Origin of the sequence: Mycobacterium tuberculosis complex sp. N0072, from assembly GCF_030323725.1 — a bacterium.
Taxonomy (GTDB): Bacteria; Actinomycetota; Actinomycetes; order Mycobacteriales; family Mycobacteriaceae; genus Mycobacterium; species Mycobacterium tuberculosis.
Genome location: NZ_CP040689.1, coordinates 4355080 through 4367598, shown reverse-complemented (window position 1 = coordinate 4367598; position 12519 = coordinate 4355080). Strand labels below are relative to the sequence as shown.

Below are 12519 nucleotides of genomic sequence, written 5' to 3'. Positions count from 1 at the left end.
GCTGGCAGGCCCGGTCTACAACGTTGTGGTTGTTGAGGGTGCCGGAGTCGACGGATCGACGGGGGCCGCCAGCGGACTCGCCGCTGGGCGGGCACCGGCTCCGGTATCCATGGCTTGCGCGGGAACGCCCCCGCCGGGCTGCTGGCCCGGTGATGCGCCGGCGCCTTCGTCACGTGCCGCGGCAACGACCTCGGCCGGCTGCACGTCGCCCTGGTCGCCCTGATCGTCGTTTGTCACTTCGTGGACCGGCTCCGCTTGCTCGGTGGCCGGTTTTTCAGCGCTGGCAAGCTGTGCGGGCATTGGGCCGCTGCCGCCCTGCGCGCTCTGGGCGGCCTGTTGGGCGGTTTGACTGATCGTCTGAGCGATGGGGGATGCGTTTTGCGACATCTGAACGGCGTGCGGAGCCAGCTGAACGAGTTGCGGCACCGTCGCAACAACACGGGGTGCCAGCTCAGCGGCCGTCTCGCCGAGCTGGGTCGTGACCTGTGACACGGGTGTGCTCAGCAGCTGGGTAGCCTGACTTGGCTGACCACCGACCGAGGCGACGCCAGCCAGGCCTTCGCCCGACGAGCCGAATGCATACTGGCTCAAACTGGTTCCCAGTGACTGATCGGTCTTCGCATAGACGTCCGCCGCCGCGTTCATGTTGGATGCTGTTCGAGTCAGGGCGGCTTTCACGCCGGGCACAGCCCGTCACTGACCAGCGATTCGATGCTTGGCATGGTCTCGTTGATTGCTGCTACCACCGAATCCGTTCCGCTGACCGCGATCGGCGCCGGAGGCTGCGGAAAAACGAGGCCGGCCAATTTCGCGGCCGCTGCGCTCAAGCCGGTGGGATCGACGGCCAACGGTTCAGCCATTGCCGGATCTCCTATACGTGTTCCCCATCGAGCAAATTTTACCGGACGCGCCACACGCTCAATCGCAGCAATTTGTCGGGCGCCGAAGGTATGCAAACCTGCGCCGTGTCCTCGATGTTCTGTCAGGAACCGCCAATCAGCCGATCCGGCTCAGAACCGGATATTGCGGACCGTGTCGTACACCCCGGTGATCCACAGCAGCATGGGAATGATGGCAGCGATCATGGCGCCGTCGATCAATTCCAGAGTTCGTTTTACGACCGGTGAAACGCGCCGGACGTGAGCCATCGACCCGACCACCACGAGCGCAACCAGGGCTACCGTGAGGTAGACGCTCAACAACAGCCAGGCATAGTGCGGGTACCAGATGATGAGTTTGGCCGTCAGACCCGTCGGAATCGCGACCGTCGCCGCCAGCAACGCCCACGCACACCAGCGCTCGGCGTAAAGCCGCGAGCGAAATCCGCAGACGGTCGTGATCAAACCCGCGACCACCAGGCTGTGTACAAAGAAGTGCCCGCGCACCACGACCGCGATGGCACCGGCAGCCAGAATCAGGGTGCCCGACGTGACGTATCCGATGAGAAGTTGCTTGGCCAGTTTGCTGCGCTCGGTGAGCCGGACCGCGGACGCGGGCACCGACGCGATGATGGCCTGCCAGGTCGGGGTTTCTTTGCTGGTAGCCTCCGGGGTCGCGACGGGATCGAGCAACTCCTCGTTGTCCACGGTTTCGCCGGGTACCGGAATCGGCGGCAGCGCGATCCGCGCGACCGCGACGGTCAGCTTGGCCGCATTCGTCACAATGAACAGCCCGAATGCGATCCCCCCCGCGGGGACCCAGTCCTGGTATCCATAGCCGAAGGCAGCGGCGGCCGCGATGACCGCGATAGCGGTGATCACGGCAAACGACGCCAACTCATGACGCTTCCGAGGGCCGCCCCGCGTCATCAAGGTCAAAAACAGCACGGCCGTAGCGGCGCCGGCAACTTGTGGCGCCCCCAACGAGTTGACCCCGCGCGGCAACGGCACGGCCAGCGCTGCGGCGGTTGCGATCAGCAGATACGTCGTGACCAGTAGGCACTCGGCCAGGTGGCCGCTCTGGTAGAACCTGTTCGCGACGAAGCTGCCTACCAGCACAGCGATCCCCAGGATGCCAATCGCCAACGGCCACCACAAGCTACGCCCAGTTTCCCACCACGCCCGCATCGCCATCCCGATGACGGGCGCGGTCAAAAGCGGGATCGCCGCCCCCACAAAGCGATTCAATGCCGTGCGGTCGAACTCAGGTGACTCGTCAAGCACGGCGATCGCGGCGATGACATCCTCGACCAACGGTCGGTAGCGCTCGGTGCGACTGACTGACACCAGAGTCAGCAGTGACCCGTCGACCACCCCGGCGTCATCGAGTGACTGGTCGAGCTTCAGCGGCGGCGATCCGGGACGAGCGAACGCCCACACGCCTTGCGCGGTAAAGTCGAAGCCGCCGAGTACATCAGCCGGCGTGTCTTCCAACACCTCGGAAAGCACCGCGACGGTGTCGTCAATATAAGTTTCCATCGGCACCGCCGCTGGCAGTACCAAATCGGTCATCCGTCTGCCGGTCAGGATCGTCACCCGGGTGGTGGCAGGCCGCGCAGCGGTTGCCCCCGCGGCGGTAGGACCAGCAGCAACAGCAGGTGCGCTCAACGACGTCCAGCCCTCTCGAAATCGTCGGATAGCGCTGCGGCCAATTCGAGGACCTTGCGCTTGTAGATAGGGTCGAGCAAGTCGAGTGAAATCTCGGTTCCGGCCGCAATGTGCCTGTCCCACGGCATGACCACGACCCGGCCGGGTTGAACTTGCTGTTCGAAATGCCGCACCAGGTCTTTAACTGCGACATTGGGTTCTCCCGGCATGATGTGATTGATGACCACGCATGCGCGGCTCGCCAAATCTTGGTAACCGTTGTTGCGCAACCAGTCCAACGCGACCGACGCCTGTTGTGCGCCGTCGATTGAGACACTTGCCACGACCACGACACCGGACACCGTGGACAGCACGCCGCGGGTCAGCGGGTCGAAGAAGCCGGCCCCACAATCAGCCAAGACGAGGTTGTAAAACCTCGACGCAGGATCGGCGATGAAATGCCAGTCGGCGTCGCTGAGCGCGCGCTGCGCCGAGCTGTATTCCGGTGCCGGCAGCACTTCCAGATTGACCGCATTGACGCTAGTGTGTGCGCGGATGTCGTTGTAGTGCGACAGCTCTTTTTCTGCAAGCACATCAGCGATGGTCGCGCCCGATTGTCGCCCTACCCGATCGGCGAGGTTTCCGGCGCCTGGATCCGCGTCTAGAGCCAGGATCCGGTCGGCCCGCACCTGAGCCAACGTCGACCCCAACGCTGCTGTCAGCGTGGTTTTGCCAGCCCCACCTTTGAGACCGACGACGGCGATCTGATACGACCCGCGGGGATTGCGGCGGACTCGAGCGTGCAGGTCCAGCTCGTACTTCTCGTCGGGTGACAGGCCCAGGTTGATTCGCGTCAACGCATGCACCCAATGTCGCCAGCCGCGCTGCGACACCACTTTGGGCGGCTTCGTGGCCTTCGGTTTCTGGGGCTTCACCTTCTTCACCTTCGGCCCCTTGGCCGCCGGCCTTAAGGATTTCTGTGTCGCGTCGAGATCCGGCGCTGCACGCTTGCGGCGACGACCGCCAGTGGTTGCGGCCGTAATTGAATCGGGTTGCGCCGCGGCATGTTGGGCGGCTAAATCGGGGTGGACGCGTCGCTCGGCACGCCGACCGGAGTTGCGCTGCGGCGAGGGGCTGGGGGGAGGTTCTGTCGGCGCGGGGCGGGTGGGCGGAGCCAGATACGATCTCGGTTGGCCCAACGGCGCTGGCGAGGGCTCCGTTCCGGGGGCGAGCTGCGCGCCGGATGCTTCCTCTGCGCGCAGCCGCGCCTGGATGGATGGACCAGTTGCTACCTTCCCGACGTTTCGTTCGGTGTCTGTGCGATAGCGGTGACCCCGGCGCGCACGTCGGGAGTGTTGGGGGGCAGGCCGGGTCGGTGGTTCGGCCGGGGACGCAGACGGTCTGGACGGAGCGGGCGGGGGTTCGCCGATTGGCATCTTTGCCCAGGGCGGTGCTGGTGCGGTGCGCCGGGGTTGATGTGGCCCGTGCGAGGGTACGTGGGGCGCCGGTGATTCCGGTTGCTGCGGCGCTCCGGTTGGCGTTTGTGGTGTCGGTGGTCTGGGGGGCGCCAACTGGGATTCGGTTGGGGTGGGTGCAGGTCCGGCGATGGGCATCGGAGGTGTGGGTGGTTTGGGTGGGGCCGGTTCGGGTCCGGCGATGGGCATGGGGGGTGTGGGTGGTTTAGATGCGGCCGGTTCCGGCGAGGGCGGCTCTCCTGCGGCGATCGGCATCGGAGTTGGCGGAGGCGGAGGTGAGGGTGGGGGTGGCGGCGGCGGGGCCGACACGAACCGCTCCGACAGGTCGTCGGACGTCGGGGGCGGAGTCTGGCCGTTGGGCTTCGGTAGGTTTGCCGATGCGGGCGCCGGCGGAAACGAAGCACTGGGGTCGAAGAACGGCTGCGCTGCCATATCGTCCGGAGCTTCCATACCTTCGTGCGGCCGGAAGAGCTTGTCGTAGTCGGCCGCCATGACAACCTCTCAGAGTGCGCTCAAACGTATAAACACGAGAAAGGGCGAGACCGACGGAAGGTCGAACTCGCCCGATCCCGTGTTTCGCTATTCTACGCGAACTCGGCGTTGCCCTATGCGAACATCCCAGTGACGTTGCCTTCGGTCGAAGCCATTGCCTGACCGGCTTCGCTGATCGTCCGCGCCAGGTTCTGCAGCGCGTTGTTCAGCTCGGTAGCCGTGGCGTCCCATTTTTGCTGGACACCCTGGTACGCCTCCGAACCGCTACCGCCCCAGGCCGCTGCGAGCTTGGTCAGGGACTGCTTCCCCTCGTCAAGGAGGGAATGAATGGACGTGACATTTCCCTGGATTGCGCTTGCCGCGGCCTCGATACCCGCGAAATTCCACTGCTGCTCTGTCATGTTTTTGCTCCGTTTCTTTTCGTATTAGCGGGTCAGAAGCCCATTTGCGAGGACAGCGCCTGCTGCTGCTCCTCGTCGGCCCTCGAGTATTGGACGCCGGCCTGACGAATATTCGTCGAGATCTCGTCGAGTTCCTGCTTCTGCTTATTGGCTGCTTCTTGGAAGCGCACCACCGCGGCCTGGGCGGCCGTCCCCGCCGCGCCGCGCCACTGGCCCTGCAACGAACCTGCCGTCGACTCCACCTGGTCGATCTGGGTTTTCAGGTCGCCGGAGATCCGCTCGAAATTACCTGCCTCCTGCGCGAGGGTAGCGGCATCGGTCTTCATCTCTGCCATGCTGGACTACTTTCTCTCTTTACCTTCCTCGCCAAAATGTTGGCAAGTCTTCCGGCCCGGGTGGCCGGGAAGTCTGTTGTCATTACGGGAGCTCACCAGTCGTCCTCTTCGTCCCAGTCGTCCTCGTCGTCTTCTTCACGCTCCTGCGCGAGCGGTGCCGGCGCGACCAGACCCGGCCTGGTGGAGCCGCCGGATTGCGCACCCTGGCCCATCGCTCCCGCACCCACCGGAGCGGCGCCACCCGTCGCCGACGATCCGGCAGCAGCCGCCGGCATCACCGAGGGGGCAACCGGCTTTTCGATCAGCTGAGACATCAGCGGCGTGCGGGTCAACGACCCACCTGCGCCAGGTAGCGACTCCGCGCGCAGCAGGCCCGCGCCCGCGCTGGGGCCTGATCCACCAGCCAGCGGATGGTTCGACAGCGGACTGGTGCCGAGCAGGCCCATCTGCGCGGCTTCCTCGTCGGCTGGGTTGCCGCCGCCGGTGCCGCCCACCTGGCTGAACAACGACGTCAGCTGCTGCAGCGGCTGGGTCAGCTGCTGCATCGGGCCGCTCATCTCACCCAGTTGGCCGAGGGTCTGGGTAGCCGCCGGCGGCAACTGGCCAACCGGTGTTGAGCTGCCAGGGGAGGGCATTCCGAAGATCGGGTTCGTCGTGCTCTGGCTCGCGCCGGGATCAAGGATCGACGCCATCGGCTCGAGCTTCTCGAAAAGCGTGTTAACCGCGGTCTCGGCCTGGTAGACCTCCATTGCCAGGGCTGCCTGGTTCCACATACGGATGAAATAATCCATCTCGGTCAACGCGATCGGGATCGTGTTGATACCGAAGAAGTTGGTGGCCGTAAGGACGGCCTGGGTGATGTGGTTGGCGGCGATCTCCGGCAGCGACGGCGTCGTGGCCATGGCCTGGGTGTATGCCGCGGCTTGCGCCGTCGCCTGCATCGCACGGGTCTTGGCCTGTGTTGACGCGGTTTGTAGCCAGACCACCATCGGCGTTGCAGCCGCAAGCGCCTTGTCGCTGCCACCTCCAGTCCAGGCTTCTCCCAGAGAGTTCAGGCGCGCGGTCAACTCGACGGCCTGAGCGTCCAGAGCCGCCGAAAGCGTCTGCCATCCCGCGGCCGCCGCAAGCATTGGAGCCGGACCCGCGCCGGCCATCAGCCGTGCGGTATTTAGCTCCGGTGGCATTGCGTGCCACAGCATGGTGATCACTCCCTCCGATGTGTTGGGGGCCTATTAGGCGAAGACGCCGGCGGCGCCGTCGTCGATTTGCGAATAGGTGCGGGCGACGTCCTGGACCGCTTCGCCCGCACGGTGGAGCTGGTCTTGGGCCGATGCATTGGAAGCCAGCAATTGGATGCCCTCCGATGTGAACGCCGTCGCCGCTTGGGCGGAGACCTCATCGGCCCCCGCGGGAACCAGCCCGGTCACCGACGTCAGCGCCGTCGAGCCGGCCGTCACGCCGTGCAGAGCGTTGTCGCTCACTTGCGTGCCAATGTCGGCAGCGATCGGATCATGTGACATTTTTTCCATTTGCCTACTTCTTCCCTCCCTGTATTTGTATCCCGTACACAAACCGTTCGGTTATAGCCGGAAACAAACCCGATGGTCAGCATTGCCCGAACTCGATTACCGGGCTGAGCTCGGGTCCTGCTACACCGGCAATGAAATAATCTTAACCGGCGCTTGGGGGTGCTGCGAACACTTCTTCTGGAGGCTCGATGTAGGGGGCCTGGATGACCTCTTTGCCGTCTGGCGAGACGAGAAATGCCTGGCCAGGGGGGCGCCGCTTGACCTTGAACTCACTGGATGGGAATTCCTGCTTCTCGCCCGAAAGGAACATTGTCGGAGCGCCCGACCCGAATGCGGCGCCGACGAACTTGTCCATGGTTGCCTTGTAAGCCTGGCTCATCTGACAGGTGACAATGATGTGCAACCCGATATCTGCCGCCGCCGGCAATAACGGGGCCAGCGGTGCCATCGGCGGCATCCCCCCGGCGGCACCCACGATCATGTGCCAATCGTCGACCAGAAGCACGACGTCAAATCCGCTCCACCACGAACGCGAGCGTAGCTGCGCCGTCGTCAGGTCGGTCGGCGGCAACCGCTTCTTCAGGTTGACCGCCAGTGCTTGAACGGCCTCGTCTAGCGACGCGCTGTTGCGGTTGATCGCGCCGGCGCCCAGCAGATGGGTGTCCGGCACCGCGTCCAGCAGGCCCGAGCGGTAGTCCGCGAGCATGAACCGCACCTGCTGGGGACTGTTTCGGGCACAAATGGCGCGCGCGATCGCGTGGGCAATGGTCGTCTTGCCCGATTTGGCCGCACCGAAGATCAGTAGGTGCGGGTTCGTGTGCATGTGGCAGTGAGCCGGCGTCAGGTCCGTCTCGCGCAAGCCGATCGGAATCTCCCAGCGAGTGCGGTAGTCGGACTCTGGTCCCGGCGGGTTCGGGTCGAGTTCGTGCAGGTGGATACGCTCCGGCAGGACCCGCACCGGAGGTGCCTGTTCGGTGTGCTGGGAAGCGATCTGCGTCACCCCCGCGGTGATCGCCTCCACCAGGTTATCGGCGCTGTGCACGCCGTCGAACCTGGGCACGCCGATCATCAGATGGTGCTTTTCCATCGACACTGCCCGACCCGGACGATTCGCCGGGATCTCGCGGGTAATCCGGTCGATCTGGGTTTCATTGACGTCACCAAGCCGGAACTCGATCTTGGTGCCGAGGTAGTCGCGAACACGCGACTTCAGCTCTGTCCAGCGTGGCGTGGAGATGATGACGTGGACGCCGAACGCCAGCCCCTGGGCGGCCAGATCTTGAACCTGCCCCTCAAGGTCGGGGAACTCGCCGACAAAACCGGGCCATCCGTCGATGATCAGAAAGACGTCGCCGTATGGATCGGACGCAACGGGTTGACTTGGATCGTCACGCAGCTGCCGGTACATCCCGATCGAGCCCACTCGGTGTTCCTTGAAGGTGGTTTCCCGTTGCCGCATGACGGCTTGCATCTCTGCGACCACCCGGTTGACCTTGTCGGGCTCGGACCGATTGGCTACCCCACCGACGTGTGGAAGGTTTTCGAGATAGATCAGCCCGCCGCCACCTAGGTCGATGCAATAGAACTGAACGTTGCGCGGTGAGTGTGTGGCGGCAGCCGACATCACCATCGTCTGCAGTAGCGTCGACTTCCCGGTTTGAGGTGCGCCCCCAATACCGATGTTGCCGCCGGCCCCGGAAACGTCTACGCCCCACACATCCTGTAGATGGCGGCGCGGTTCATCCATGATCCCCAGGGCAAATCGCAGGGGTTGTCGCCGATCACGGGCGATGAGCTCGTTGAGCGGGACCGGATTGGTCAACGGCGGCAGCCACATCTTGTACGCACGCGATTCAGCAGTGCCGAGCTGGTCCAGCACAACCTCGCGCAGCGTCCGTACTTCCGGTTCAGCAGTCATGCGCGCCGCTCCTCCTCATCGCTGCGCTTTGCATCGTCGCCGGCGCGGGCCGTTGGCGCCGCTCCTCCTCATCGCTGCGCTTTGCATCGTCGCCGGCGCGGGCCGTTGGCGCCGCTCCTCCTCATCGCTGCGCTTTGCATCGTCGCCGGCGCGGGTCACGGTGTCGGCGCCTCCTCGAGAACCGGTGCCGCGGTGAACCTGTGAATGCGCGCGGCTTGTCTAGTGGTCTGTTGACCGGGCCCTCCGGCTTCACCATTGGTTTCGACGCCTGCCGCCGGCGGCATGTATGGCCCACTGATGTAGAAGGTGCTGAACTTGACCGGGTCTTCCATGCCGACCCGGAGAAACCCGACACCGCTCTCCTTGTTGGTGATGTACTGCGCCTCCGGTGTGCCGATTACCGCCTTGGATTCATGAGAGCTGGTGGTGCGCAATGCGATTCGATATGTCAGGTTTGGCTCCAGTTTGTCGATGCGAACACCGCCGGTCTGCAGCGACTGGGTAGCCAGCAGCAGATGGACCCTCAGCGACCGCCCGACGCGGCAGATCCGGTCGAACAGCCCGATGAAGTCCGGGTGACTCTGCAACAGCTCGGCGAACTCGTCGACGACGACGAAAAGCGTTGGCAGCGGGGGTAGGTCGGCACCGCGTTCGCGGTACTTCTCGTATTCGGCCACGCCGGACAGGGCTCCGGCCGCGCCGACTTTCATCCCGGCCTGTCGGAGGATCGACTGGCGCCGATCGAGTTCTCCGGTCAACACCTCGCCCATCCGGCTGACGAGCTCGGCTTCCTCGGCCATGTTGGTGACGACAGCGGCAGTGTGCGGAAGCTTTTCCATTCCCAGGAAGGTTGAACCACCTTTGAAGTCGGTGAGCAGGAGATTCACCTGATCTGGATGAGTCATTGCCACCAGCGACAGGATCAGGGTGCGCAGGAATTCGGACTTCCCAGACCCCGTGGTCCCGATGAGCATGCCGTGCGGTCCGGCGCCGAATTCCGCGCCCTCTTTGATGTCCAGGTACATGACGTTGCCGGTCTTTAGTTCATGACCAAACGGGATCTTTAGCCGGTCACGGTCGGTGTCGGTGTACATCCTCCAGCGGGAAGGTGTTATCTCCTCGACACTTTGCGCACCGACCAGCTGGTGCCAGTCGGTGGCCACCTTCTTCTGGACCCGCGACGTCTTGTCGAGGATGGTGCCCGTGATGGACCATCCGGCCAACTTTCGCGCGATACGGCTGGCTTGCTGCGGCGACATCCGATCGGTGACCGATGTCACCTGGCGAAACGATTGGTTAGGGAGCCGGTCATCAGCCGTCCCATCCTCGTGCACCCTGATGCGGTAGGCCGAGCCGCGATGGTTGCCCAACGTGACCACCGTGACACCGGCCCTACCGTCGGGCGGGAATCCAGCCTTGCCGCCGGTCAGGTCGACGACGACTACGTAGGGGCCGCCGGGAAGCGAATCGGGTGCGTGTGGCCCGCGCGCGGCCAGGTCCGACAGACCTTCCTGGCGCGTGAAGATCAGCCGGGTGGACCCGGCCGCATCGGTTTCGGTCTGGTGCTGTACGTGCGGAAGCCATTTGAGCCAGGACCAGTCGGGGTCGTCGGGTTCCTCGGTGAGCACCCGGATCTGCAGCAGGTCCGGTGGGTGGAACACGGCTAGGTGACAGATCATCGCCGTCATCAGGCCGGCTGCCCCCGCCAAGTCCCCGCCGATCGCGATAGTCGGAAAGGTACGGAGTTGCAGCAGTTTCGGGCAGTCATGGATCAATCCATGGGTTCGTAGAAACTTGACCACCCACATATGACTGACCGGCTCCAGGAACGGCTGAGGTGCTGCGCTGGCGGCGGCCAACTCCCCGCCGACGGCCGGCTTCAATAATCGATCCACCGCCGGCTGGTCACCGATACCGATTCGGGTGGCCGCATAGAAGTCGGCGTTGGCCGGCCGGGACCACTGCCGTTGGGTGCCGACGATCGACAACAGATCCTCGGGATGCGGTGCGTGGTAGGAGAAGAACGCCACCTGAGAGGTGGCCGAGGACGTCACTCGGGTGCGTAGTCCTGCCAAATACCGCAGGTACTCCTTGCGGTCGGCGTTGATTTCGGGCACCTTCTTGCCGCCACCACCGGTGCTACCGGCCAGACCGCCGACCATCATCACGATCATCATCAGCGGCATCATCAACATGTACGGCGACAGCTGCCTGGTGCCGCCGGCCACCATGATGGCGATCATGCCGAGCATGGCGCCACCCATCACGTAGGGAAGGATCTTTTGGACGCCCGACGGTGGGATGTCGATGCCCAGGTCATCGGGCGGCGTGAGGCTGATCTCGCCCGGGGTCAACCGGGGGCCACGGGTAATGGTGGGAGTGAACTTCTTGGTCGTCATCAGGGGGCTCCGGAGGCTCCGGCGGGAACTTTTCGGGGGCTAGGGTCAGCGGGCAGCGTGTCGTGCTCGAGCAGTGCGGCATCTTTCGACAGCACCGGACCGTCGACCAGGAGACGAACGATCTCCCAGGGCGCGTTTTGGGGTGAACTCAGGCCCAGCGACTTGGCTGTCTCCGCGTTAGGCACCCCATAACGCACGCCCTGTGGATCGATGTAGTACATCGATTCGGTGTATCGAGGATCGGGGGATTGCAGTGCCACGAATTTTCCGCCGTCGAGGTAAACGGTCGCCGTCCCGTGGATCTGCTTGATCCCCATGTTCATCGCTGAGGGCGATATCGGCAGATGCCGGCCGGACAGCACCGTTGACTGCGGCGACTGGTCGCCGGCGCTGCGTTGCCATGACCAGCACAGCGCGGGATCCTGCGGCCGGGACACGATCTTGAGCGGTTCATCGGGTAGCGGTGAGGGGTATACCCGTTCGGCGATTCTGACGACCAGACTGGGCACCATTGCCGGTGGCGCGACCAGCCCGTGCGCCTGGGTGGCGCGCAGCGCCGCAGCGGTTGTCGCGTTGACCTGCGCGATGCCGTCGGGCAGCACCACATAGTATTGCGGGCCCTTGTCGGTGTGGATCTGGAAGACCGATCCGATCACTAGATCATCAGGTAGGCCAAGCGAATTGGGCGCGCCCGCCGCCGGTATCGGCGGCAGCTGCCAGGGCCCCATATCAGGCAGCGCGTTGAACATGCCCTCCGAGATCGGGGTTGGCCTGGCCGTCACCGGTATCCCCATCGACGAGGTGAGGGCGCGGTCGGTCAGATCTATGGCGTGGCGTCCCTTAGTTGTGACGATCCAGGTTTCGCCCTGGTAGGACACCAGCACCGCTTCGTGTGACTGGAGCGGATCGATCGAAGCATCGATCTCCAACGGCATCGCGATGACCGCGGTCTGCACTACCGGGGAAGTGGAGTCGGCTCGGGCGACGGTGTCGCATAGGGTCCAGATCGAGGTGCTGCCCGCCGAAACAGGCGTGGCGTAGGGGGCGCCGGGGATTCCAACGGTCTGGCCCATCGGCAGCTTGCTCAGTTCGGAGGACTTCACGGTGGCCGGGTTGGCCGGATTGCCCAGCACCAGCCGCGCCGAAGTCAGGTTGTAGACCGGATGCAACTGTCCGGACAGCAGCACGTAAAGCTGGTTGGTCGCGCGGTCGGTGAACAGGCTGGTGCCGCCGAGTTTGCCTTGTGGTTTGAAGTACGCCAGCAGCGCGGCACCCGCCAGAATCAGGACCGCGACGACGATGCCAAGAGCGATCGAGCGGCTGTAGAACTGCAGCGGGTCGTCAAACATCCGGGTGTCCCGGCGCACGATGGCGTGTTCGAGCCGGCGCAGCAGAAAACGCCAGCCGCTAACCTGAACCTTGGTGGTGAGGCAAAGCCCCATAGT

General features: G+C 64.4%; 9 protein-coding genes and 2 pseudogenes. All 11 read right to left on the bottom strand.

The window, feature by feature from the left end:
* Window positions 1-15: 15 nt before the first annotated feature.
* Window positions 16-860: pseudogene (gene espJ, locus FF952_RS20425) on the bottom strand (type VII secretion system ESX-1 associated protein EspJ).
* Between the two features lie 150 nt (window positions 861-1010).
* Window positions 1011-2546: a type VII secretion system ESX-1 subunit EccD1 gene (gene eccD1 / locus FF952_RS20420; protein WP_031680863.1), complete on the bottom strand. Its 1536-nt coding sequence runs from the start codon at window positions 2544-2546 to the stop codon at window positions 1011-1013.
* Window positions 2543-4492, bottom strand: a complete 1950-nt coding sequence (gene espI, locus FF952_RS20415; protein ID WP_003905180.1) for a type VII secretion system ESX-1 associated protein EspI — start codon at window positions 4490-4492, stop codon at window positions 2543-2545. The genes eccD1 and espI overlap by 4 nt, the downstream gene beginning before the upstream one ends.
* A 113-nt stretch (window positions 4493-4605) precedes the next feature.
* Window positions 4606-4893 (bottom strand): type VII secretion system ESX-1 WXG100 family target ESAT-6, encoded by a 288-nt coding sequence (gene esxA, locus FF952_RS20405; RefSeq protein ID WP_003399963.1) that lies wholly within the window; start codon window positions 4891-4893, stop codon window positions 4606-4608.
* A 32-nt stretch (window positions 4894-4925) separates the two neighbouring features.
* Window positions 4926-5228: a type VII secretion system ESX-1 WXG100 family target CFP-10 gene (esxB, locus tag FF952_RS20400; RefSeq protein ID WP_003399940.1), complete on the bottom strand. Its 303-nt coding sequence runs from the start codon at window positions 5226-5228 to the stop codon at window positions 4926-4928.
* A gap of 92 nt (window positions 5229-5320) precedes the next feature.
* The gene (locus FF952_RS20395; RefSeq protein WP_003902771.1) at window positions 5321-6427 is read right to left on the bottom strand and encodes a type VII secretion system ESX-1 target PPE68; all 1107 of its coding nucleotides are present in this window, start codon (window positions 6425-6427) and stop codon (window positions 5321-5323) included.
* Window positions 6428-6460: 33 nt separating this feature from the next.
* Window positions 6461-6757: a type VII secretion system ESX-1 target PE35 gene (locus tag FF952_RS20390; RefSeq protein ID WP_003399870.1), complete on the bottom strand. Its 297-nt coding sequence runs from the start codon at window positions 6755-6757 to the stop codon at window positions 6461-6463.
* A gap of 142 nt (window positions 6758-6899) precedes the next feature.
* Window positions 6900-8675, bottom strand: coding sequence for a type VII secretion system ESX-1 FtsK/SpoIIIE family ATPase EccCb1 (eccCb1, locus tag FF952_RS20385; RefSeq protein ID WP_003399865.1), 1776 nt, complete (start codon window positions 8673-8675; stop codon window positions 6900-6902).
* 66 nt (window positions 8676-8741) lie between these two features.
* A pseudogene (locus FF952_RS21055) lies at window positions 8742-8815 on the bottom strand (hypothetical protein); the annotation flags it as partial.
* Between the two features lie 15 nt (window positions 8816-8830).
* Window positions 8831-11074, bottom strand: a complete 2244-nt coding sequence (gene eccCa1 / locus FF952_RS20380; RefSeq protein ID WP_031680861.1) for a type VII secretion system ESX-1 FtsK/SpoIIIE family ATPase EccCa1 — start codon at window positions 11072-11074, stop codon at window positions 8831-8833.
* The gene (eccB1, locus tag FF952_RS20375) at window positions 11074-12516 is read right to left on the bottom strand and encodes a type VII secretion system ESX-1 subunit EccB1 (protein ID WP_031656910.1); all 1443 of its coding nucleotides are present in this window, start codon (window positions 12514-12516) and stop codon (window positions 11074-11076) included. Before eccB1 ends, eccCa1 begins: the two co-directional genes overlap by 1 nt.
* Window positions 12517-12519 lie beyond the last annotated feature (3 nt).

What these genes read in the sequence shown, in the direction of transcription:
- espI (WP_003905180.1), bottom strand. Translation starts at nt 4,492, where the DNA reads ATGGCGGCCGACTACGACAAGCTCTTCCGGCCGCACGAAGGTATGGAA.
- esxA (WP_003399963.1), bottom strand. Translation starts at nt 4,893, where the DNA reads ATGACAGAGCAGCAGTGGAATTTCGCGGGTATCGAGGCCGCGGCAAGC.
- esxB (WP_003399940.1), bottom strand. Translation starts at nt 5,228, where the DNA reads ATGGCAGAGATGAAGACCGATGCCGCTACCCTCGCGCAGGAGGCAGGT.
- FF952_RS20395 (WP_003902771.1), bottom strand. Translation starts at nt 6,427, where the DNA reads ATGCTGTGGCACGCAATGCCACCGGAGCTAAATACCGCACGGCTGATG.
- FF952_RS20390 (WP_003399870.1), bottom strand. Translation starts at nt 6,757, where the DNA reads ATGGAAAAAATGTCACATGATCCGATCGCTGCCGACATTGGCACGCAA.
- eccCb1 (WP_003399865.1), bottom strand. Translation starts at nt 8,675, where the DNA reads ATGACTGCTGAACCGGAAGTACGGACGCTGCGCGAGGTTGTGCTGGAC.
- eccCa1 (WP_031680861.1), bottom strand. Translation starts at nt 11,074, where the DNA reads ATGACGACCAAGAAGTTCACTCCCACCATTACCCGTGGCCCCCGGTTG.
- eccB1 (WP_031656910.1), bottom strand. Translation starts at nt 12,516, where the DNA reads ATGGGGCTTTGCCTCACCACCAAGGTTCAGGTTAGCGGCTGGCGTTTT.